Genomic DNA, 20,797 nt, shown 5'->3' with positions numbered 1-20,797 from the left:
ATGGCCGACAACACACTGCATACCTCAACACAAGGAAGCTGGCTGGAGCGCCGTTTTGCCCTGCGCTCCCGCGGCAGCACGCTGCGTACCGAGTGCCTCTCGGGGATCACTGGCTTTCTTGCGGCCGCCTATCTGCTGGTGGTCATCCCCGGCCTGCTGGCGGTGGGCGGCATGGACAAAGGCGCCGCCACCACGGGCACGATTCTGGTCTTCGTCGCCGGTACGCTGCTGATGGCGTTTTACGCTAACCTGCCGTTTATCGTCGGCCCAGGCATCGGCGGCTCGGTGCTGGTGGGCGTCACCCTGGCCGGTAGCGAAGGGATCGGCTGGCAAATTGGCCTCGGCATCGCCTGCTGGTCAGGTATTCTGTTCTTTCTGTTAACCAAATTCGGCCTGCGTGAAGTGGTCACCCGTTCTGTCCCCCAGTCCATCAAGCTGGGACTGACGGCTTCAATCGGTTTGTTCGTGGCGGTGCTCGGTTTTCGCAATGCCGGCCTGGTGCTGGCGAATGCCAAAACCAATGCCCTGATGCTGGGTGATTTCTTATCTCCCGGCGCGCTGGTGGCGCTGTGCGGCCTGTTTCTGGCGATTGCGCTGCAGGCGCGGCGCATCCCGGGCGCCATTTTATGGGCGATTCTGTTTGCCACCCTGGTGGGGATTCCGGCGGGGGTCACCCGTCTGCCGGACAGTTTTATCGCGATGCCGCACTCGCTGGCGCCGGTCTTCGGCCACGTCGATATGCTGGGCGCGCTGAATATCGCTTTCCTGCCGTTCCTGTTTGTCTTTTTCGCCTCTGAGTTTTTCTCCACCATGGGGACCACGCTGGCGGTGGGCGGCGAAGCGGGACTGCTGGATGAAGAGGGCAATATGCCGCATATTAACCGGCCGTTTATGGTCGATTCGATTGCGGCAGCCCTCGGCCCGTGGCTGGGGATCCCGGCGGCGACCGCGCTGATTGAGTCTTCCGCCGCCGCCGAAGCGGGCGGTAAAACCGGGCTCACCGCGCTGGCCGCGGCGGTTATGTTCCTGCTGATGCTGCTGTTTACGCCGATCGCCCTGATGATCCCCAAAGAGGCCACCGCTCCGGCGCTGATCCTGATTGGTCTCAACATGTTTAGCGGCCTGCGCAAAGTCGATCTCTCCAGCTTCACCGACGGGCTGCCGGTATTAATGATGGTGATGATCACCCTGATCGCCAACAGCTTCGGTACCGGTATCGCCGGCGGGCTGCTGTTCTACATCATGATTAAAACGGTCGCCGGAAAGTGGCGAGAAATCCCGCTGGGTTTATGGATCCTTGCCGTTCCGCTGGTCTACTATTTCGCCACCCTGGTGAGGCACTAAACGTCCACAGGCCCGCGTAGCGCGTCGGCCTGCACCGTTTCACAGTGCGCTTTGACCTCTTCATAGAGTAACCGCACCGCCGCAGAAAGCTGCTTGCGGTGCGGGCAAATCATATTGAGCGGGACTCTGTCGCCCTGATAGTGCGGCAGCAGAATCTGCAGGCGTCCTGCGCGAATATCATCGCTGACATCCAGCGCTGACTTATAGGCAAACCCCTCCCCTGCAATGGCCAGGCGGCGAATCACCTCGGCGTCGTCGCTGATGATGTCGCCGGAAACCTGCATATGTTCAACCACGCCGTTGAGACTTAAGGTCCAGCGATCGAACTGCCTGCCGCGCAGTACGTACAGGAGCGCAGGGTGTTGCGCCAGCGCCTCCGGCGTCTGCGGCTCGCCGTGCCGGGCAATCCACTGCGGAGAAGCCACCAGCACCCGCCGGTTTTCCGGCGCGACGGGGAGAGAAATAAACGAAGCATCGTCGTTGTCACCGTAGCGAAAGGCGACATCGACCGGATCTTTAAACACATCGGTCCGATGGTCGGAAAAGAGAATGCGCAGCTTCAGCGCCGGGTGCCGCTGGCGAAAGGCGCGGAAGACGTTCAGCAGCAGATTACGCCCCAGATCGGAGGGTACCGCAATTTGCAACGTCCCGCGGACCTCGTCGTCCGGCACCTGAATTTTTTGCAGCCCGGCATGCAGCGTATCCAGCATCTGGGTGGCATAGGGCAGCCAGGTTTCCCCTTCGGGCGTCAGACGTAAGCTGCGGGTAGAGCGCGCAAAAAGACGAATATTGAGCGTGGTCTCCAGGCGCTTAATCGCCGCACTCACCTGCGCCGGCTGCTGCCCGACCTCCCGCGCCGCATCGCTAAAACTCCCCAGCGCCGCCGCACGAACAAATAGCGTCAGATCTTCCAGTCTGAACATATTGACTCCCGAATCCTGCTACCAGGATTGTTCTCAAAACCGCCGCTCGACGCCAAATCCGGCAACCGGCCCATCGTTTTCTTACATTTTTAACGCAACCAACGCTTGCCTTCCCGGCCATGCTTCAGGAATGATACGAGGCTGCGATTTTGTGTCCAGGGTAATCCAGGATAATAATGAGGAAATTATGCGTAAAACAAAAATGATGCTTCTGGGCGTACTGTTGGCCAGCACCAGTACCGTCTGGGCAGCATCCACCAGCGGCGTACAAAAATATGAACTTGATGGTTTCACCGCAGACTTCACGCAGTTTCGCGTAGGCGACACCGTGCCGCCGCTTTATCTGACGCCAGAATACACCATTAAACAGTGGCAGCAGCGTAACCTGCCCGCGCCGGACGCCGGTACTCACTACACCTATATGGGCGGCAGCTACGTGCTGATCACCGATACCGAAGGTAAAATTGTCAAAATTTACGACGGCGAAATCTTCTATCAGCACTAATGGCTGACGGTCCGTCGGCTGACGGACCAACAAAAACGCCCTGTCCTTTTGCTGTCCGCTGCGGATCAGAAAAGTCCAGGGCGTTGTGCTATCCGCCGACGCTACACCGCGCGGAAGGCAATCTCACCGGGAATCACTTCCCCCTGCCAGTAGAGCCGGGCCGCCACGCGTCCCGCCAGCTGACGGTAAATTTCGGTGAACTCGCTCTCCGGACGGGCAACCACGGTCGGCTTACCGTTATCCAGATCTTCACGCAAATTGATGTGCAGCGGCAGCTGGGCCAGCAGCTGAGTGTGGTATTGCTCCGCCAGCTTTTCGGCGCCGCCGGTGCCGAAAATCGGCTCATGGTGACCACAGTTGCTGCAGATATGGATACTCATGTTTTCGACGATGCCGAGGACCGGAACGTCCACCTTCTCAAACATCACGATGCCTTTTTTCGCATCGATCAGCGCGATATCCTGCGGCGTCGTCACCACTACCGCGCCGGTGACCGGGATATTCTGCGCAAGAGTCAGCTGAATGTCGCCGGTGCCTGGCGGCATATCCAGCACCAGATAATCCAGATCCGGCCACAGCGTCTCCTGCAGCATCTGCAGCAGCGCCTTGCTGGCCATCGGACCGCGCCATACCATGGCGTTATCGTCGGTCACCAGGTAGCCGATGGAGTTGGTGGCGAGGCCAAATTTCATGATCGGCGCCATATGGGTGCCATCTGGCGAGGTGGGACGCTGATCTTCCGCACCGAGCATGGTGGGAATCGACGGACCATAAATATCGGCATCGAGGATCCCGACTTTCGCCCCTTCCGCGGCCAGCGCCAGCGCCAGGTTCACCGCCGTGGAGGATTTACCCACCCCGCCTTTGCCGGAGCTGACGGCAATAATATTTTTGACCCCGTTTACGCCCGGCTGATTTTTTACCCGCTTCAGCGTGGCAATGTTATGCGACAGCTTCCAGTCAATCGCCTGCGCGCCGGTAATGCGCAGCAGGTCGGCGCTACATTGCTCTTTTAAATCTTCAAAAGCACTGTGCCAGACAAACGGCATCTGGATCTCGATATGCACGGTATCGTCGAGCCAGGCGACGTGGTGCAGTGCCTTCAGCGCGGTGAGATTATGCTTCAAAGTGGGGTGCTGGAAATTAGCCAACGTTCCGGCGACCATCGCACGTAGACGTTCGGGGGATTTGGCCTGGGATTGCGAATTCATCCCGACTCCTTTGTTGTTATGAGAGGCTTTCAGTAATCATTGAGTTTATCACAGCTGAGGATTATCCATATATGGTCAGCCATTTATGGCGCACCCAGTGCCCTTTTGGTAATATCAAAAGCCCTTTTTACAACAGAAGATGTAATGCTCACTATGACTCAAGTCGCGAAGAAAATTCTGGTAACGTGCGCGCTGCCGTACGCTAACGGCTCAATCCACCTCGGCCACATGCTGGAGCACATCCAGGCTGATGTCTGGGTCCGTTACCAGCGAATGCGCGGCAACGAGGTCAATTTCATCTGTGCTGACGACGCCCACGGCACGCCTATCATGCTGAAAGCTCAGCAGCTTGGCGTCTCTCCGGAGCAGATGATTGGCGAAATGAGTCAGGAGCATCAGACCGATTTTGCGGGCTTTGATATTAGCTACGACAACTACCACTCGACGCACAGCGACGAGAACCGCGAGCTGTCTGAGCTGATCTACGGCCGCCTGAAAGAGAACGGTTTTATCAAAAACCGCACCATCTCTCAGCTTTACGATCCGGAAAAAGGGATGTTCCTGCCGGACCGTTTCGTGAAAGGCACCTGTCCGAAGTGTAAATCACCGGATCAGTATGGCGATAACTGCGAAGTGTGCGGCGCGACCTACAGCCCGACCGAGCTGATCGACCCGAAATCGGTGGTTTCCGGGGCGACCCCGGTGATGCGTGAATCCGAGCACTTCTTCTTCGACCTGCCGTCCTTTAGCGAAATGCTGCAGGCGTGGACCCGCAGCGGCGCGCTGCAGGAGCAGGTGGCGAACAAAATGCAGGAGTGGTTCGAGTCCGGTCTGCAGCAGTGGGACATTTCCCGCGACGCGCCGTACTTTGGCTTCGAAATCCCCAACGCGCCGGGCAAATATTTCTACGTCTGGCTGGATGCGCCGATCGGCTACATGGGCTCCTTCAAGAACCTGTGTGACAAACGCGGCGATAGCGAAAGCTTTGACGCCTACTGGAAGAAAGACTCCGACGCCGAGCTGTATCACTTTATCGGCAAAGATATCGTCTACTTCCACAGCCTGTTCTGGCCGGCGATGCTGGAAGGCAGCGGTTTCCGCAAGCCGACCAACCTGTTCGTTCACGGTTACGTCACCGTCAACGGCGCCAAGATGTCCAAATCACGCGGCACCTTTATCAAGGCCAGCACCTGGCTGAACCATTTTGACGCCGACAGCCTGCGTTATTACTACACCGCCAAGCTCTCTTCGCGCATCGATGATATCGACCTGAACCTGGAAGATTTCGTGCAGCGCGTGAACGCCGACATCGTCAACAAAGTGGTAAACCTCGCCTCGCGCAACGCCGGTTTTATCAATAAGCGTTTCGACGGCATGCTGTCCGCTGAGCTTGCCGATCCGGCGCTGTACAAAACCTTCACCGATGCGGCAGCAAGCATTGGCGAAGCGTGGGACAGCCGCGAGTTCGGTAAAGCCATCCGTGAAATCATGGCGCTGGCCGACGTGGCTAACCGCTACGTTGACGAGCAGGCACCGTGGGTCGTCGCCAGACAGGAAGGCCGCGACGCCGATCTGCAGGCTATCTGCACCATGGGCCTGAATATGTTCCGCGTGCTGATGACCTGGCTCAAGCCGGTCCTGCCGCAGCTGACCGCCCGCGCCGAAGCCTTCCTCAACAGCGAACTGAACTGGGATGCTATCCAGCAGCCGCTGCTGTCGCATAAGGTCAACACCTTCAAGGCGCTGTACAACCGCATCGAGATGAAGCAGGTTGAAGCCCTGGTCGACGCGTCGAAAGAAGAGGTGAAAGCCACCGCCGCACCGGTTACCGGTCCGCTGGCGGACGATCCGATTCAGGACACCATCACCTTTGACGATTTCGCCAAAGTGGATATGCGCATCGCGCTGATTGAAAACGCCGAATTTGTTGATGGTTCTGACAAGCTGCTGCGCCTGAGCCTCGATCTGGGCGGCGAGAAACGTAACGTCTTCTCCGGCATTCGTAGCGCCTACCCGGATCCGCAGGTGTTGATTGGTCGCCTGACGGTGATGGTGGCCAACCTGGCGCCGCGTAAAATGCGTTTCGGCATCTCGGAAGGGATGGTGATGGCAGCGGGCCCTGGCGGGAAGGATATCTTCCTGTTAAGCCCTGACAGCGGCGCCCAGCCGGGTCAGCAGGTAAAATAATCCCGCATCAAGCGCTGCTCCGGCAGCGCTTTTTTTGTCCCTTCCGCCTTCCCTTCCGCGCTGCCACCGCCGGACCATTCAGCCCCCTGCAGCCTTTTCTGTGCGTTGCGCGCTACGGCAATCCTGACAATAATCAACCTGTCTGCCGATTGAAAAACCGGTACGTGATTCACTATCAACCAAGGGACCGTGATGAACATTTACCGCAGGATGGTTACCGCTCTGGCGGCTTCGCTTGTGATTGTCGGCCTCGCAGGCTGCGATAACCCCGACGAAAAGAGCAAAACCTTTACCCGGATGGAAAACGGCGTCGGGCTGGTGTTTACCTACCATTATGTCGGTGACAAAGTCCTGCGTCAGGAAGCTAATAACACCATTCCCTATCAGACCATCGGCGCGGCGAATCAGGAGCAGGCGCGGGCGTTAATTGAACCGATGAGAAGCGTTTATCTCGACGTTAAAGGCGTGGAACAGAGCATCGATTACAAAGATAGCGAGGCGCTGGAACATCTCAGCGTGGATTTTACCCGGGCTAACATGAGCGAACTGTGTAAGCTGCCCGGCTCAATGGTGACCAACTGCGCGCTGCAGGAGGTGTCGATGTCGGTGTCCGAGAAGCTCCTCGCCGAACAGGGTTTTACAGAGGTGAAATAGGTCTCGCAGATCCGGGGCGGCACAGAGGACTTGCCCGGCCGGCACAGCGCCGACCGGGCAAAACAGGAGAGGAAGATTACGCTTTGCCGTGGATGCGCTCGGTCAGACCGCGCAGGAAATAGCGCAGGAACTGGTCACCGCATTCGCGGAAGTTTTTATGATCCGGCGCGCGCATCATGGCGGTGATTTCCGGCATCGAAACGCGAAACTTTTGCTGAGTCAGAATGGCGAGGATGTCATCGCTCTTCAGCGAAAAGGCGATGCGCAGCTTTTTCAGCACGATATTGTTATTCACCCGACGCTCAACCGCCAGCGGCGGGGCCGCCTCATCTTTCCCGCGTTTGTCATAGATCAGGCCGTTGAGGAAGATCGACAACATAATGTCCGGGCAGCGCTGGAAGCCCTCTTCGTCCTCCTTTTTCAGCCACGGTACCAGCTGCTCTGCGCTGACGACGGAATCGCCCAGCGCAAAAATGCGCACCAGGTCGTTATTATTGGTTTTCAGGGTGTAGCGCAGGCTACGTAAGATATCGTTACTGATCATAATGCCTTCATGATGAAAAATGCTGGCGCTAAGTCTACCATGATTCCGTCGTTTTACAGACCAATCGCCTCTTTCAGACTTTTTAAGTAGCGACGGCTCACCGGCACCGTTTGCCCGGCCCGCATCAGCAGCTCCGCCTGGCCGTTTTCCTCAAGGCGAATCTCTTTCAGATGGGCCATATTCACCAGATACTGTCGATGACAGCGCAGCAGCGGCGTCCGGCTCTCAAGGGTGCGTAAGGTCAGCTCCGTAAACCCCTCCTTCCCCTCACGATCGGTGACATAAATTCCGCTCATCCGGCTGCTGACAAAGGCGACATCCTCCATCTGCAGCAGCCAGATTCGGCTGTGGCCGGTACAGGGAATATATTTCAGCGCCTGCTGGGTATCGTCGAGCAGCGAGATATCCTGCAGGCTACGCTCCTGGCGCAGACGCGCCAGCGTCTTCTCCAGCCGCGGTGCTTCGATGGGTTTCAGCAGATAATCAAACGCATGCTCTTCGAACGCCTTCACCGCATACTCGTCAAAAGCGGTCAGAAACACGATGTAAGGCCGGTGTTCAGGGTCGAGCATCCCGACCATTTCCAGGCCGCTGATCCGCGGCATCTGAATATCGAGAAACAGCACGTCCGGGCGCAGCTTGTGCACCGCGCCAATCGCTTCAACCGCGTTCGCGCACTCCCCGACGATCTCAATATCGCTGGCGGACTCCAGTAAAACACGCAGATTTTCTCGTGCCAGCGGTTCATCATCAACTATCAACACTTTTAACACGCGTTCTCCTCCAGAGGCAGTCGCAGCGTGACGCGGGTGAAACGTTCCGCTTCACAGGTCACGGTAATGCCGCAGTCGGCGCCGAAGCGCGCCCGTAAACGGCGATCTACCAGGCTCATTCCCAGCCCGCTGGCGTTGGGATTGTCCTGGTACAGGCCGGCGTTATCCTCAATATCTAACTGCAGCCAGCGCTCGTGCTGGCTGGCGCGAATGGTAATTTCCCCTACCCCGAGATGCTGCGACGTGCCGTGTTTAATGGCGTTTTCAACAATCGGCTGCAGCGTAAACGCCGGCAGCTGATGGTGAGCCAGCGCGTCGGGCACCAGCATCTGAATCTGTAAATTGGCCTGGAAACGCGCTTTCTCAATTTGCAGATAGGCATTCACGTGTTCAATCTCATCCGCCAGCGTCACAAACTCCGACGGCCGCTTCAGATTCTTGCGGAAAAAGGTCGACAGGTACTGCACCAGCTGCCCGGCCTGATCGCTGTCGCGGCGAATCACCGCCTTCAGGGTATTCAACGCATTAAACAGAAAATGGGGATTCACCTGCGCGTGGAGCAGCTTGATCTCCGATTGCGTCAGCAGCGCCTTCTGCCGCTCATACTGCCCGGCGAGGATTTGTGCCGACAGCAGCTGAGCGATCCCCTCTCCGAGCGTGCGATTGATGGAGCTGAACAGGCGGTTTTTCGCTTCATACAGCTTGATGGTGCCGATCACCCGCTGATTTTCACCGCGCAGCGGGATAACCAGCGTCGACCCCAGCTTACAGTTGGGATGAATGGAACAGCGGTAGGGGACTTCATTGCCGTCGGCATACACCACTTCGCCGCTATCAATCGCTTTTTGCGTATAGGATGAAGAGATAGGTTTGCCCGGCAGGTGGTGGTCGTCGCCGATACCGGTAAACGCCAGCAGCTTGTCGCGATCGGTAATGGCCACCGCGCCGATATCGAGCTCCTGAATAAGCACCTGCGCCACCTTCATGCTGTTCTCTTCGTTGAATCCCTGGCGCAGGATCCCCTCGGTCGAGGCCGCCACCTTGAGGGCGGTGGCGGAAAAAGCCGAGGTGTACTTCTCAAACATCGCTCGCTTATCCAGCAGGATACGCATAAACAGCGCGGCGCCTACGGTGTTGGTCACCATCATCGGCGCGGCGATGCTTTGCACCAGATGCAGCGCGTCCTGAAATGGCCGGGCGATCAGCAAAATGATCATCATCTGCACCAGCTCGGCAAAGAAGGTGATCGCCCCGGCGGTGAGCGGGCTGAAGACCTTATCCGGCCGCCCGCGCTTGACCAGCACGCTGTGAACCAGGCCGCCCAGCAGCCCCTCGACTATGGTGGAAACCATGCAGCTTAACGCCGTCATACCGCCGAGCGAGTAGCGGTGCAGCCCGCCGGTCAGCCCCACCAGGCCGCCGACCACCGGGCCACCGAGCAGACCGCCCATCACGGCGCCGATGGCGCGGGTATTGGCGATCGAGTCTTCAATATGCAGACCGAAATAGGTCCCCATAATGCAGAAAATGGAGAAGGTCACGTAGCACAGCAGCTTATGCGGTAGACGAACGGTAACCTGCATCAGCGGGATGAACAGCCGTGTCTTGCTCATCAGCCACGCAATGACCAAAAACACGCACATCTGCTGAAGCAGCAGCAACACCAGATCAAACTCGTACATACCCACAGACCACGCTTCACTCGAAAGCGCGTAACATACACTGCCGGGTCATCACTTTCTTTGAAGCACTACAAGAAAATCACAAATCATGGTCAGGATCACACTTCTTGCCCGCCTCTCGTTACTTAAACGAACAAAAAATGAGCGAATATTTCCTCTTCCGTAAACAGCTTCTACAGTTATAGGGGAGACTTTGCGGGAGAGGATATATGGCGCTTTATACGATTGGTGAAGTGGCTCAGCTCTGTGACATTAACCCCGTAACGCTTCGCGCCTGGCAACGACGCTACGGATTGCTGAAACCGCAGCGCACCGACGGAGGGCACCGCCTGTTTAACGAGCAGGAAATTGACCGAATCCGCGAGATTAAGCGCTGGATTGATTCCGGCGTTCAGGTGAGTAAGGTCAAAACCTTGCTTAACGACAACACGAGTGGAGAGGAAGACGGCTGGCGGGAGCAGCAGGAGATTCTGCTGGGGTATCTCCACGACGGCAGCTACCACCGTTTACGGCTGTGGATCAAAGAGCGCAGCCATAGCTATACGGCGCTGACCCTGGTTAACCATCTGTTTATCCCCTTACGCCACCGCCTGCTCAGCCCGCAGCCGACGCTTACCGCGCTGCGCAGCATCCTCGACGGGATTCTCATCAACCATGTCGCGCACAGCCTCGCCAGCGCCTGGAAACGTCCGGGCAGCCATGCGCTGGTGCTCGGCTGGAATGTCAACGACACCACGCGGCTGTGGCTGGAGGGCTGGATCGCCTGCGAACAAGGCTGGCGGGTCGATGTCCTCCCCCACTCTCTGACCCAGATCCGTCCCGATCTGTTTCCTGACAGCACGCTCCTGGTATGGTGCGGCGAAACCCCGACCCTGGCGCAGCAGGATCAGCTGCAGGCCTGGCAGCAGCAGGGGCACGTTATCTGGCTAAATAGCAATTAATGTTTCATTAACACCTGTGCTTCACCGTATAATCCCTCCGTTAACATCAGGAGCCTATTATGAAGCCAGCGAAAATTGCGGTTATCACCCTCTTCTTATTCATGGCCATCAGCGGCATCGGCGGCGTCATGCTGGCCGGTTACTCGTTTATTGTGCGCGGTGGTGTCGGCTGATTCGCCGGTTCAACCGTTCAAAGCCGCGGTCGACGATAATCGCCGCCAGCGCGACCAGCAGCGCCCCCTGAATGACATAAGCCGTATTGAATCCGCTCAGGCCGATAACGATCGGCGTGCCGAGCGTATTCGCCCCGACCGTTGACGCAATGGTCGCCGTTCCGATATTGACGATGGTCGATGTCCGGATACCGGCCAGCATCACCGGCGCAGCCAGCGGCATCTCCACGCGAATAAGTCTCTGCCAGCCCGTCATGCCCATCCCGTTGGCGATACTCACGACCCCCGACGGCACGGCGCTCAGCCCGGCCAGGGTCCCCTGCAGGACCGGTAATATGCCATACAGCGCCAGCGCAATCAGCGCAGGCTGCCAGCCAAACCCCAGTACCGGAACGGCAATCGCCAGCACCGCCACCGGCGGAAACGTTTGTCCCATCGCGGCGATGGTCTCCACCAATGGACGAAACTCGCGGCCTGCGGGACGCGTCACCGCCACCCCGGCCCCGACGCCCACCACCGTCGCCGCCAGGCTGGAAAGCACCACCAGCCAGCAGTGGGCGAAAGTCAGGGCGACAAAACTCTCCTGCTGATACACCGGGCGCGGCAGCTCGGGGAACAGCGCGCTGAATAGCGGCGTGCTATAAGGCAGCAGCAGCAAAATGGCGATAAACAGCGCCAGCAGCCACAGCAGCGGATCACGAAGTACGCGCATGCCGCACCTCCTCGCCGAGCAGATCGGCAAAATGCAGCGTTCCGCACGCCTCCCCCTGTTCATCCACTACCGGCAGGACGTCGCAGCGATGGGCAATAAACTGCGACAGCGCTTCGCGCAGCGTCATCGCGACGTTCAGCGTATCGCCGGCAAGCCGTTCATTACGCCGCAGATAGTCGCCCACCCCGCGCAGCGACAACAGCCGGACGCCCAGTTCGCTGCGGCCAAAAAAAGTCTCGACGAAGGTATTTTCAGGCTCGAGCAGCATCTGCAGCGGCGCCCCTTGCTGGATCACTTCGCCACCGTCCATCAGCACCAGGTGATCCGCCAGCCGCAGGGCTTCATCAATATCGTGGGTCACCAGCACAATCGTCCGCCCGAGCAGCCGATGGATGCGGATCATCTCCTGCTGGAGCGCTTCCCGGGTGACCGGATCCAGCGCGCCAAACGGTTCGTCCATCAGCAGGACTTCAGGATTGGCCGCCAGCGCCCGCGCCACGCCAACGCGCTGCTGCTGACCGCCGGAGAGCTGATGCGGATAGCGCTCCCGCAGCGTCGGCTCCAGCCCCAGCAGCGCCATTAATTCGTCAATGCGCGCCGCGATTTTGCGCTGCGGCCATTTTTGCAGCTGCGGGACGGTGGCGATGTTCTGCGCCACCGTCCAGTGCGGAAACAGGCCGATAGACTGAATGGCATAGCCCATGCGTCGACGTAGCGCCAGCACCGGCTGCTGGCGAATATCCTGCCCGGCAAAACGGATGGTGCCGCTGTCATGTTCGACCAGCCGGTTAATCATTTTCAGGGTGGTTGATTTCCCCGATCCAGAGGTTCCGATCAGGACCGAGAATGCGCCTTCGCGCAGGTGCAGGTTCAGGTTTTTCACCGCCGGCAGCCCGGCGAAGGATTTGTTGACCCCGTTAAATTCAATCACCCGCCTCTCCTTTCAATAATGCCCCCCACAGCGCAAACAGCGCGTCGACCACCACCGCCAGCGCAATCGTCGGCATCACTCCCAGCAGTACCAGATCCAGGGCGCTGCTCAACAGCCCCTGGAAGACCAGCGCACCAAACCCACCGGCGCCGATCAGGGCGGCGACCACCGCCATTCCGACGGTTTGCACGCTCACCACCCGCAGACTGCGCAGCAAAACCGGCAGCGCCAGCGGCAGCTGCACGTGCCAGAAGCGCTGCGCGCCGCTCATCCCCATCGCCGCGGCGCTCTCAAGCACATCGCGCGGTACCTGCTGTAAACCGGTCACCACCCCGCGAACCAGCGGCAGCAAGGCATACAGCACCAGCGCAATCAGCGCTGGCGTCATCCCGGTGCCGGAAATGCCGCGCTCCGCCAGACCGGGGAAATGGCGGGCGAGACCGGCCAGCGGCGCGATCAGCAGACCAAACAGCGCCACGGAGGGAATCGTTTGAATAACATTGAGAAAGGTAAACACCGGGGCCTGCCACCGCGGCCGGCGCCAGAGGCCGATGCCTACCGGCAGCCCGATCAGCAGCCCCGGCAACAGCGTGCCAAACAGCAGGGTCAAATGTTGACGCAGCGCGTCATCAAACACCTCCTGACGGTTGGCATACTCTTTCAGTAGCGAGAGCTGATTCAGCGCTCCGCTGCCGAGCAGCACGCAGGGAATCAACCAGATTTGCACATTGAGCAGCCAGCGCCAGTGCGCCCGCGTGGTCAGACGCCGGATTGTCTCGCTGGCCAGCAGTAAGCACAGCGCCAGCGCCAGCCACAGGCCGCTTCCCGGCGAGGTGCGGGCCAGCGAGGAGCCGCTGTGCGCCAGCTGTACCGCCGTCTGCCCCGCCCCCCAGAACAGCAGCGCCAGCAGCGCATCCAGCATCAGCAAGCTCAGCAGCAGCGGCCTGCGTCCCGGTAGCCAGCAGAGCAGAATCAGCAGCAGCGCGCCGCAGACCTGCACCGCCGTCAGCCACGGCGCGAGTTGCCAAAGCCAGCGTCCCTCCCCGGAGAGCAGACGGTTAGGCGCATAGTTGACGAACGGCAGAGCCACCACCAGCAGCAGCAGACAGGCCAGCAGCAGCGATACGCGGTTATAACAGCGAATAGCCACCAATAATCTACTTCAGCAGCCCTTTTTGCTGCAGATAATCTGCGGCAACTTTTTTCGCGTCCAGCCCTTCCACGGCAATACTGGCATTGAGCTGTTGCAGCGTTTTCTCGTCAAGGCTGGCAAAGACCGGCTGGAGCCATTGCGCGATCTGCGGATAGGCTTTCAGCACCGCTTCGCGCACCACGGGCGTCGGGGCATAAATCGGCTGTACGCCCTGCGGATCGCTGAGCGTTTGCAGCCCCAGCGCCGCCACCGGCCCGTCGGTTCCGTAGGCCATTGCCGCATTCACCCCGGAAGTCTGCTGGGCCGCCGCTTTGATGGTCACCGCCGTATCGCCCCCCGCCAACGACAGCAGCTGACTTTGCTTGAGCTTGAAGCCATAGGCTTTTTCAAAGGCCGGGAGCGCATCCGGACGTTCGATAAATTCGGCGGAGGCGGCGAGCTTAAAGTCGCCCCCTTTTTGCAGCCAGGCGCTGAGATCGGCCAGCGAGGTCAGATGATTTTTTTCCGCCAGATCCTGACGCACGGCAATGGTCCAGGTGTTATTGGCCGGCGCAGGCGTCAGCCAGATAAGCTTATTCTTCTGCGCGTCGAGGGTTTTGACCTTCTCATAACCCTGCTGCGCGTTCTTCCACGCCGGGTCGTTTTCGTCTTTAAAGAAGAAGGCGCCGTTGCCGGTGTATTCCGGATAAATGTCTAATTCCCCCGCCGTAATCGCCCCGCGTACCACCGGGGTGGTTCCCAGCTGGATCTTATTCACGGTTTTCACGCCATGACTTTCCAGAACCTGCAAAATAATATTGCCCAGCAGCGCCCCTTCGGTGTCGATTTTTGAGCCAACTTTGACCGGCTCCGCCGCCTGAAGCGGCAGGCTGACCAGCGCGACCAGCGCCAGCGCGCCTGACCAGATACGTGCCTTTATCATCCCCGCGTCCCTCTTTAATTAGCGCTCCATTAACAGGAGCTTAAGAGAAAAGCGTAGTTCATTTAGTGCATCCGGAAAAAGAAAAGGCCGAATATTCGGCCTTTGAGAAGGATGACAACGCTGTTTTAAACAGGACGCCCGCGTTTCTGCCGGGAGGCGGCTGGCGCCTGGCCCGGCCGGCGAAACCCGCCGTTTCCTCGCTTACAGTAGCTCGAATTCACTCTGCTTCACGCGGGCGGAGTCGACGCCAATAAAGACGTTGAATTTGCCCGGCTCGGCATCGTATTTCATTTTCTGATTCCAGAACTTCAGGGCGTCAATTTCAATCGGGAAGGCGACGGTTTGCGTCTCTCCCGGCTTGAGGGTCACGCGCTTAAAGCCGCGCAGCATTTTCACCGGACGGCTCATCGAGGCGGTCACATCCTGCAGATAGAGCTGAATCACCGTTGCCCCTTCGCGCTTGCCGGTGTTGGTCACCTGTACGCTGGCGGTGACGCTACCGTCGCGCTGCAGGGTCGGCGCCGACATTTTGACGTCGGAAACGCTAAAGGTGGTGTAGCTCAGGCCGTAGCCGAACGGGTACAGCGGGCCATTCGCTTCATCAAAGTAGCGGGAGGTGTATTTGTTCGGTTTATCGGCATTGTACGGACGGCCGGTATTAAGATGGCTGTAGTACACCGGAATCTGCCCCACCGAGCGCGGGAACGACATCGGCAGTTTACCGGACGGGTTGGCATCGCCGAACAGCACATCGGCAATGGCATGGCCCCCCTCGGTCCCGGCGAACCAGGTTTCGAGGATAGCGTCAGCCTGCTGATCTTCTTTCACCAGCGCCAGCGGACGACCGTTCATCAGCACCAGTACCAGCGGCTTACCGGTGGCTTTCAGGGCGCTAATCAAATCGCCCTGGCTCTGTGGCAAGGTGATGTCGGTACGGCTGGAGGCTTCATGGGCCATACCCTGCGCCTCGCCCACCACGGCCACCACCACGTCGGACTGTTTCGCCGCCGCCACCGCTTCATCGATCATCGCCTGCGGCGAGCGCGGATCGACCTGCACCGCTTTCTCATACAGGTTGAGGAAATCGACAATACCTTTATCGTTGGTGACGTTAGCGCCGCGGGCATAGATAACCTTGCCTTTGTCGCCCAGCGCCTCTTTGATGCCGGTCAGCACCGTCACCGACTGATCCGCCACCCCTGCCGCCGACCAGCTGCCCATCATGTCACGTTTGCTGTCAGCCAGCGGCCCGATAACCGCAACGGTTCCCGATTTTTTCAGCGGCAGCGTCTCCAGACGGTTCTTCAGCAGCACCAGGCTTTGCCGGGCGACTTCGCGCGCCTCCTGGCGATGCAGGCGGCTTTCGGCGTTGGTATCCTGCGGATCGGATCCCTGCGGACCGAGATGGCTGTACGGATCGTTAAACAGCCCCATATCATATTTAACGTTGAGCACGTGGCGGGTGGCGTCATCCAGCTCCGCCATCGTCACCTTGCCGGATTTAACCAGCCCCGGCAGGTATTTGCTGTAGTACTCGTCGCTCATACTCATGTTGATGCCCGACTTCAGCGCTACCCGCACGGCATCTTCCGGATCGGCAGCAACGCCGTGCTTGATCAGCTCTTTGATCGCGCCGTGATCGGAGACGGTGATGCCTTTAAAGCCCCAGTCATCGCGCAGCACCTCTTTCAGCAGCCAGGCATCGGAGGTCGCCGGCGTGCCGTTCAGCGAGTTGAGCGCCACCATCACCGCGCCGCTCCCGGCATCCAGCCCCGCTTTATACGGCGGCATATAGTCGTTGAACAGGCGCTGCGGGCTCATATCGACGGTGTTGTACTCTTTGCCCCCCTCCACCGCGCCATAGGCGGCGAAGTGCTTCACGCTGGTCATCACCGAGTAGCGATCCGCCGGGCTTTTGCCCTGCATCGACTCAACCATCGCCCGTCCCATTTCGGTGGTCAGATAGGTATCTTCGCCGAAACCTTCCGAAGCGCGGCCCCAGCGCGGATCGCGGGAGACATCGACCATCGGCGCCCAGGTCATGTTGAGACCGTCGTCGGCGGCTTCATACGCCGAAATACGCCCCACCGTCTTTACCGCGTCCAGGTTAAAGGAAGAGGCCAGACCAAGGCTTATCGGGAACACGGTGCGCTGACCGTGAATCACGTCATAGGCGAAAAACAGCGGGATTTTCAACCGGCTGAGCTGCATGACCTGGTCCTGCATCGCGCGGATATCCGGGCGGGTCACGGTATTGAAAATGGCCCCGACCTGGCCATCTTTGATCATCTCGCGGATCGCCTCTTTCGGGTTATCCGGCCCGACGCTGATCAGCCTTAGCTGGCCAATTTTTTCATCGACGGTCATCTTCTTGAGCAGTTCACTCACGAACGCATCGCGGGCCTGCGGCGTCAGAGGGTGATTGCCGAACAGTTCATCCGCCAGCGCGGGTTGCAGCGCCAGACTGACGGCGACGCCTATAGTGCAGAGCCATTTCATTTTTATCTCTCTTTCTCTCAGGCCGGGGTTACGGCAAAACATAATAAAAACCGCAGTTTGCCATATATATAAACAAGACGCCTGCACAATGCTAAGGTTCTTCTCTGATTTTTCGACACATTGGTGCACAAAATTGTCATACAAAGCGCTATGCTTAATTCCGATATTTTCGGTACCACCACAAGGAGTGGATCATGTCATCGGCAACAACATCGAATAATTCTGGTTTTCTGGCGGAACTGGCAAGACTGGTTGGCTCCTCCCATCTGTTAACCGATCCGGCAAAAACCCAGCGCTACCGTAAAGGTTTCCGCTCCGGCCAGGGCGACGCGCTGGCGGTGGTCTTCCCGGGAACCCTGCTGGAACTGTGGCGCGTGCTGAGCGCCTGTGTCGACGCCGATAAAATCATTTTGATGCAGGCGGCGAACACCGGGCTGACCGAAGGTTCAACCCCAAGCGGCAACGACTACGACCGTGAGATCGTCATCATCAGCACCCTGCGCCTCGATAAGCTGCACCTGCTGGATAAAGGCGAACAGGTGCTGGCGTTCCCGGGCACCACGCTCTACTCGCTGGAAAAAGCGCTGAAGCCGCTGGGTCGCGAGCCGCATTCGGTGATCGGTTCTTCCTGCATCGGCGCCTCGGTGATCGGCGGGATCTGCAACAACTCCGGCGGTTCGCTGGTACAACGCGGCCCGGCCTATACCGAGATGTCGTTATTTGCGCAGATTGACGAAAACGGCAAGCTGCGGCTGGTGAACCACCTCGGGATTGACCTCGGCGCCACGCCGGAACAGATCCTCAGCCGCCTCGACGACGACCGTATCAAAGAAGATGATATTCAGCACGATGGCCGCCACGCCCATGACCACGATTACGTCACCCGCGTGCGCGACGTCAATGCCGATACCCCGGCGCGCTACAATGCCGACCCGGATCGCCTGTTTGAATCCTCCGGCTGCGCCGGCAAGCTGGCGGTATTCGCCGCGCGCCTCGATACCTTTCCGGCGGAAAAACGCCAGCAGGTCTTTTACATCGGTAGCAATAACCCGGCGGTGCTGACGGAGATCCGTCGCCATATTCTCGCCGAGTTTCAGCACCTGCCGGTGGCGGGTGAGTATATGCATCGCGATATCTACGATATCGCCGAGCGCTACGGGAAAGACACCTTCCTGATGATCGATAAGCTCGGCACCGACAAAATGCCGTTCTTCTTCACGATGAAAGGCCGCACCGACGCCATGCTGGAGAAAGTGTCGCTGTTTAAGCCCCACTTTACCGACCGCTTCATGCAGAAGCTCGGACACGTCTTCCCGGCGCATCTCCCGGAGCGGATGAAAAGCTGGCGCGATAAATATGAACATCACCTGCTGCTGAAAATGGCGGGCGATGGCATCGAAGAAGCCCAGACCTGGCTGACGGCATACTTCCGCGAGGCCGAGGGCGATTTCTTTGCCTGCACGCCGGAAGAAGGCAGCAAAGCGTTTCTTCACCGCTTCGCCGCCGCAGGAGCCGCCATCCGTTACCAGGCGGTACATGCCGACGAAGTGGAAGATATTCTGGCGCTGGATATCGCTCTGCGCCGTAACGATACCGAGTGGTTTGAGCATCTGCCGCCGGAGATCGACAGTCAGCTGGTACACAAGCTCTATTACGGTCACTTTATGTGCCACGTCTTCCACCAGGACTACATCGTCAAAAAAGGCGTCGATGCCCACGAACTGAAAGAGAAGATGCTGGAGCTGCTGAAGGCGCGCGGGGCGCAATACCCCGCCGAGCATAACGTCGGCCATCTCTATGAAGCGCCGGAGAGCTTAAAACAGTTCTACCGCCAGAATGACCCGACCAACAGCATGAACCCGGGGCTCGGAAAAACCAGTAAGCAGAAGTACTGGGGTGAGCGCCAGGCGGACGGGAGTCACGGCGCTGAAGAGCACTAATCAGGGGTGACGAGTTACGGGATTCTGTATTACGCTGCACGCCGGAGAAACGCCTCTCCGGCAAACCTGGTTAAGGAGTCCCATCATGTCCGAAGCGGATATGTTACACGGCGCTGAATTAGAGATCCGCGAAGCCCTGCCCGATGACGCGCACGCCATCGCGGCGCTGTACGTCTGGCACGTGCTGAACGGACGCGCCTCCTTTGAAGATATTCCCCCGACCGTCGATGAAATGCGCAAGCGCATCAAAACCGTGCGTGACAACGGGCTGCCCTGGCTGGTGGCGCTGTGGCGCGGCACCATCGTCGGCTACTGCTACGCGACGTTTTACCGTCCCCGCCCCGCCTATCGCTACACGCTTGAAGAGTCGATTTATGTCGAGTCCGGCATGGGCGGGCGCGGCATCGGCAGCGCCCTGCTCACGCAGCTGATTGCAAAGTGCGAACAAGGCCCGTGGCGGCAGATGCTGGCGATTATCGGCGACGGGCATAACAATGCCGGCTCGCTCGCCATTCACAAAAAATTTGGTTTTACCGTGGCGGGTCAGCTGCGTAGCGTCGGGTACAAGATGGGCGACTGGCGGGATACGTTAATTATGCAGCGCCAGCTCGGCGAGGGCGACTTAACCATACCGGAATAAAAAATCCCCCGCCCGCGTGCGCGAGTCGGGGGAGAGGCATTAATCGTTTTGCGCGGTCTGCGCGCCGCCTTTCAGCATCGCATCCGCCATCTGCGCCTCACGCTGTTTTTTATAGCTCAGCGCGGAGGCCGGAACCGGCATCACCTTCCCGGTTTCAACCCAGGTACGCAGACGACTGGCGTCGGCAAAGTGGGTATATTTCCCGAACGCATCCATCACCACCAGCGCCACCGGGCGCTGATTAATCACCGTTCTCATGACCAGGCAGTGGCCCGCGGCATTAGTAAAGCCGGTTTTGGTCAGCTGGATATTCCAGTTATCCCGATAGACCAGGTGGTTGGTATTACGGAACGGCAGCGTATAGGCCGGATGAGCGAAGGTGGCGGTATCTTCTTTGGTAGTGCTCAGCTGGCCGATCAGCGGATACTGCTCGGTGGCCATCAGCAGCTTCGTCAGGTCGCGCGCGGTCGATACGTTGTGAATCGACAGGCCCGTCGGCTCAACGTAGCGAGTATGGGTCATGCCCAGCGCCTGGGCCTTGGCGTTCATGGCGCGAATAAAGGCGTCATAGCCGCCAGGATAATGGTGGGCCAGGCTCGCGGCAGCGCGGTTTTCGGAGGACATCAGCGCCAGCAGCAGCATATTGCGGCGGCTGATTTGGCTGTTCAGCCGCACGCGTGAATAGATGCCTTTCATCTCCGGCGTGTGGCTGATATCTACGGTGAGCATCTCGTCTAACGGCAGATGCGCATCCAGAACCACCATCGCCGTCATCACTTTGGTAATCGATGCGATGGGGCGAACCAGATCCGGCTGGCTCTGGTAAATAATCTTTTTGCTGGCAAGATCAACGATCATCGCACTGCCGGAAGCAATTTCCGGCTGCAGGGCCGTGGCGGCCACGGGGGTTTTTGCTATCGCCTGGGGCGCAAAAGGCACAGCCAGAAGCAAGGTCAGGCTGAGCAAAGAAACTCGAAATTTCGGCATCGTGAGCATTCTGAAAAGTATTCTTGCACGTTATTAACGTACGCTGCGTCGCCGGGCAACAGGCAACGCTGGCAGA

General features: G+C 58.8%; 19 protein-coding genes. 8 read left to right on the top strand and 11 right to left on the bottom strand.

Annotation, left to right across the window (positions count from 1 at the left end):
* Nucleotides 1-1,344: an NCS2 family permease gene (locus DSD31_RS08145; RefSeq protein WP_015583857.1), complete on the top strand. Its 1,344-nt coding sequence runs from the start codon at nt 1-3 to the stop codon at nt 1,342-1,344.
* Here the strand turns inward: DSD31_RS08145 and DSD31_RS08140 are convergent.
* Nucleotides 1,341-2,267 carry a LysR family transcriptional regulator gene (locus tag DSD31_RS08140; protein ID WP_004864695.1) on the bottom strand — a complete coding sequence of 309 codons (927 nt, stop codon included), beginning with the start codon at nt 2,265-2,267 and terminating at the stop codon, nt 1,341-1,343. The two genes, DSD31_RS08145 and DSD31_RS08140, sit on opposite strands and share 4 nt — an antisense overlap.
* A 187-nt stretch (nt 2,268-2,454) precedes the next feature.
* Between DSD31_RS08140 and DSD31_RS08135 the strand changes: the two genes are divergently transcribed.
* Nucleotides 2,455-2,772, top strand: coding sequence for an RcnB family protein (locus DSD31_RS08135; RefSeq protein ID WP_004864698.1), 318 nt, complete (start codon nt 2,455-2,457; stop codon nt 2,770-2,772).
* Between the two features lie 101 nt (nt 2,773-2,873).
* Here the strand turns inward: DSD31_RS08135 and apbC are convergent, their stop codons facing one another.
* Nucleotides 2,874-3,983 carry an iron-sulfur cluster carrier protein ApbC gene (gene apbC / locus DSD31_RS08130; protein ID WP_015583856.1) on the bottom strand — a complete coding sequence of 370 codons (1,110 nt, stop codon included), beginning with the start codon at nt 3,981-3,983 and terminating at the stop codon, nt 2,874-2,876.
* Nucleotides 3,984-4,136: 153 nt separating this feature from the next.
* On the opposite strand from apbC, the gene metG reads away from it, so the two are divergent.
* Both metG and DSD31_RS08115 read left to right on the top strand, forming a co-directional pair.
* On the top strand, nt 4,137-6,170 hold the full coding sequence (gene metG / locus DSD31_RS08125) for a methionine--tRNA ligase (RefSeq protein ID WP_015583855.1): 2,034 nt from the start codon (nt 4,137-4,139) through the stop codon (nt 6,168-6,170).
* Between the two features lie 192 nt (nt 6,171-6,362).
* The gene (locus tag DSD31_RS08115; RefSeq protein ID WP_015583854.1) at nt 6,363-6,824 is read left to right on the top strand and encodes a YehR family lipoprotein; all 462 of its coding nucleotides are present in this window, start codon (nt 6,363-6,365) and stop codon (nt 6,822-6,824) included.
* Between the two features lie 76 nt (nt 6,825-6,900).
* Here the strand turns inward: DSD31_RS08115 and DSD31_RS08110 are convergent, their stop codons facing one another.
* Genes DSD31_RS08110 through DSD31_RS08100 form a run of 3 tightly spaced genes read right to left on the bottom strand, consistent with a single transcriptional unit; the run spans nt 6,901 to nt 9,823 of the window.
* On the bottom strand, nt 6,901-7,368 hold the full coding sequence (locus DSD31_RS08110) for a YehS family protein (protein ID WP_004864709.1): 468 nt from the start codon (nt 7,366-7,368) through the stop codon (nt 6,901-6,903).
* A gap of 53 nt (nt 7,369-7,421) precedes the next feature.
* A complete protein-coding gene (gene btsR, locus DSD31_RS08105; RefSeq protein ID WP_004864711.1) occupies nt 7,422-8,141 on the bottom strand; it encodes a two-component system response regulator BtsR in 720 nt (239 codons plus the stop codon).
* Nucleotides 8,135-9,823 carry a sensor histidine kinase gene (locus DSD31_RS08100; RefSeq protein WP_004864713.1) on the bottom strand — a complete coding sequence of 563 codons (1,689 nt, stop codon included), beginning with the start codon at nt 9,821-9,823 and terminating at the stop codon, nt 8,135-8,137. The genes btsR and DSD31_RS08100 overlap by 7 nt, the downstream gene beginning before the upstream one ends.
* Nucleotides 9,824-10,032: 209 nt before the next feature.
* On the opposite strand from DSD31_RS08100, the gene DSD31_RS08095 reads away from it, so the two are divergent.
* Together DSD31_RS08095 and DSD31_RS08090 are read left to right on the top strand one after the other, a co-directional pair.
* Nucleotides 10,033-10,764 carry a MerR family transcriptional regulator gene (locus tag DSD31_RS08095; protein ID WP_004864715.1) on the top strand — a complete coding sequence of 244 codons (732 nt, stop codon included), beginning with the start codon at nt 10,033-10,035 and terminating at the stop codon, nt 10,762-10,764.
* Between the two features lie 59 nt (nt 10,765-10,823).
* Entirely contained in the window at nt 10,824-10,937 is a 114-nt protein-coding gene (locus tag DSD31_RS08090) for a protein YohO (RefSeq protein ID WP_004103838.1), read from the top strand.
* Here the strand turns inward: DSD31_RS08090 and DSD31_RS08085 are convergent.
* The 5 genes from DSD31_RS08085 to bglX all read right to left on the bottom strand — a co-directional run bounded on the left by DSD31_RS08085 (nt 10,912) and on the right by bglX (nt 17,154).
* Nucleotides 10,912-11,649 (bottom strand): ABC transporter permease, encoded by a 738-nt coding sequence (locus DSD31_RS08085; protein WP_044350051.1) that lies wholly within the window; start codon nt 11,647-11,649, stop codon nt 10,912-10,914. The two genes, DSD31_RS08090 and DSD31_RS08085, sit on opposite strands and share 26 nt — an antisense overlap.
* On the bottom strand, nt 11,633-12,580 hold the full coding sequence (locus tag DSD31_RS08080; RefSeq protein ID WP_004864720.1) for an ABC transporter ATP-binding protein: 948 nt from the start codon (nt 12,578-12,580) through the stop codon (nt 11,633-11,635). Before DSD31_RS08080 ends, DSD31_RS08085 begins: the two co-directional genes overlap by 17 nt.
* Entirely contained in the window at nt 12,573-13,730 is a 1,158-nt protein-coding gene (locus DSD31_RS08075; protein ID WP_004864722.1) for an ABC transporter permease, read from the bottom strand. Before DSD31_RS08075 ends, DSD31_RS08080 begins: the two co-directional genes overlap by 8 nt.
* 7 nt (nt 13,731-13,737) lie before the next feature.
* Nucleotides 13,738-14,655, bottom strand: a complete 918-nt coding sequence (osmF, locus tag DSD31_RS08070; RefSeq protein WP_004864724.1) for a glycine betaine ABC transporter substrate-binding protein OsmF — start codon at nt 14,653-14,655, stop codon at nt 13,738-13,740.
* Between the two features lie 201 nt (nt 14,656-14,856).
* Nucleotides 14,857-17,154 carry a beta-glucosidase BglX gene (bglX, locus tag DSD31_RS08065; protein WP_113990936.1) on the bottom strand — a complete coding sequence of 766 codons (2,298 nt, stop codon included), beginning with the start codon at nt 17,152-17,154 and terminating at the stop codon, nt 14,857-14,859.
* A 194-nt stretch (nt 17,155-17,348) separates the two neighbouring features.
* Here bglX and dld point away from each other — a divergent pair, with 194 nt between their 5' ends.
* Both dld and DSD31_RS08055 read left to right on the top strand, forming a co-directional pair.
* Nucleotides 17,349-19,094, top strand: a complete 1,746-nt coding sequence (dld, locus tag DSD31_RS08060; protein WP_004864729.1) for a D-lactate dehydrogenase — start codon at nt 17,349-17,351, stop codon at nt 19,092-19,094.
* An 85-nt stretch (nt 19,095-19,179) separates the two neighbouring features.
* Complete coding sequence (locus tag DSD31_RS08055) at nt 19,180-19,734, top strand: GNAT family N-acetyltransferase (protein WP_004864731.1); 555 nt, start codon at nt 19,180-19,182, stop codon at nt 19,732-19,734.
* 39 nt (nt 19,735-19,773) lie between these two features.
* Here the strand turns inward: DSD31_RS08055 and pbpG are convergent, their stop codons facing one another.
* A complete protein-coding gene (pbpG, locus tag DSD31_RS08050) occupies nt 19,774-20,721 on the bottom strand; it encodes a D-alanyl-D-alanine endopeptidase (protein WP_015583849.1) in 948 nt (315 codons plus the stop codon).
* Nucleotides 20,722-20,797: the final 76 nt, after the last annotated feature.

It is taken from the genome of Klebsiella sp. X13 (genome assembly GCF_003323835.1).
Classification (GTDB): Bacteria; Pseudomonadota; Gammaproteobacteria; order Enterobacterales; family Enterobacteriaceae; genus Klebsiella; species Klebsiella ornithinolytica.
This window is presented reverse-complemented; position numbering and strand designations above follow the sequence as displayed.

Excerpts from the sequence above, each read along its gene's own strand:
- DSD31_RS08145 (WP_015583857.1), top strand. The coding sequence starts at position 1 with ATGGCCGACAACACACTGCATACCTCAACACAAGGAAGCTGGCTGGAG.
- DSD31_RS08140 (WP_004864695.1), bottom strand. The coding sequence starts at position 2,267 with ATGTTCAGACTGGAAGATCTGACGCTATTTGTTCGTGCGGCGGCGCTG.
- DSD31_RS08135 (WP_004864698.1), top strand. The coding sequence starts at position 2,455 with ATGCGTAAAACAAAAATGATGCTTCTGGGCGTACTGTTGGCCAGCACC.
- apbC (WP_015583856.1), bottom strand. The coding sequence starts at position 3,983 with ATGAATTCGCAATCCCAGGCCAAATCCCCCGAACGTCTACGTGCGATG.
- metG (WP_015583855.1), top strand. The coding sequence starts at position 4,137 with ATGACTCAAGTCGCGAAGAAAATTCTGGTAACGTGCGCGCTGCCGTAC.
- DSD31_RS08115 (WP_015583854.1), top strand. The coding sequence starts at position 6,363 with ATGAACATTTACCGCAGGATGGTTACCGCTCTGGCGGCTTCGCTTGTG.
- DSD31_RS08110 (WP_004864709.1), bottom strand. The coding sequence starts at position 7,368 with ATGATCAGTAACGATATCTTACGTAGCCTGCGCTACACCCTGAAAACC.
- DSD31_RS08100 (WP_004864713.1), bottom strand. The coding sequence starts at position 9,823 with ATGTACGAGTTTGATCTGGTGTTGCTGCTGCTTCAGCAGATGTGCGTG.
- DSD31_RS08095 (WP_004864715.1), top strand. The coding sequence starts at position 10,033 with ATGGCGCTTTATACGATTGGTGAAGTGGCTCAGCTCTGTGACATTAAC.
- DSD31_RS08090 (WP_004103838.1), top strand. The coding sequence starts at position 10,824 with ATGAAGCCAGCGAAAATTGCGGTTATCACCCTCTTCTTATTCATGGCC.
- DSD31_RS08085 (WP_044350051.1), bottom strand. The coding sequence starts at position 11,649 with ATGCGCGTACTTCGTGATCCGCTGCTGTGGCTGCTGGCGCTGTTTATC.
- osmF (WP_004864724.1), bottom strand. The coding sequence starts at position 14,655 with ATGATAAAGGCACGTATCTGGTCAGGCGCGCTGGCGCTGGTCGCGCTG.
- bglX (WP_113990936.1), bottom strand. The coding sequence starts at position 17,154 with ATGAAATGGCTCTGCACTATAGGCGTCGCCGTCAGTCTGGCGCTGCAA.
- dld (WP_004864729.1), top strand. The coding sequence starts at position 17,349 with ATGTCATCGGCAACAACATCGAATAATTCTGGTTTTCTGGCGGAACTG.
- DSD31_RS08055 (WP_004864731.1), top strand. The coding sequence starts at position 19,180 with ATGTCCGAAGCGGATATGTTACACGGCGCTGAATTAGAGATCCGCGAA.
- pbpG (WP_015583849.1), bottom strand. The coding sequence starts at position 20,721 with ATGCCGAAATTTCGAGTTTCTTTGCTCAGCCTGACCTTGCTTCTGGCT.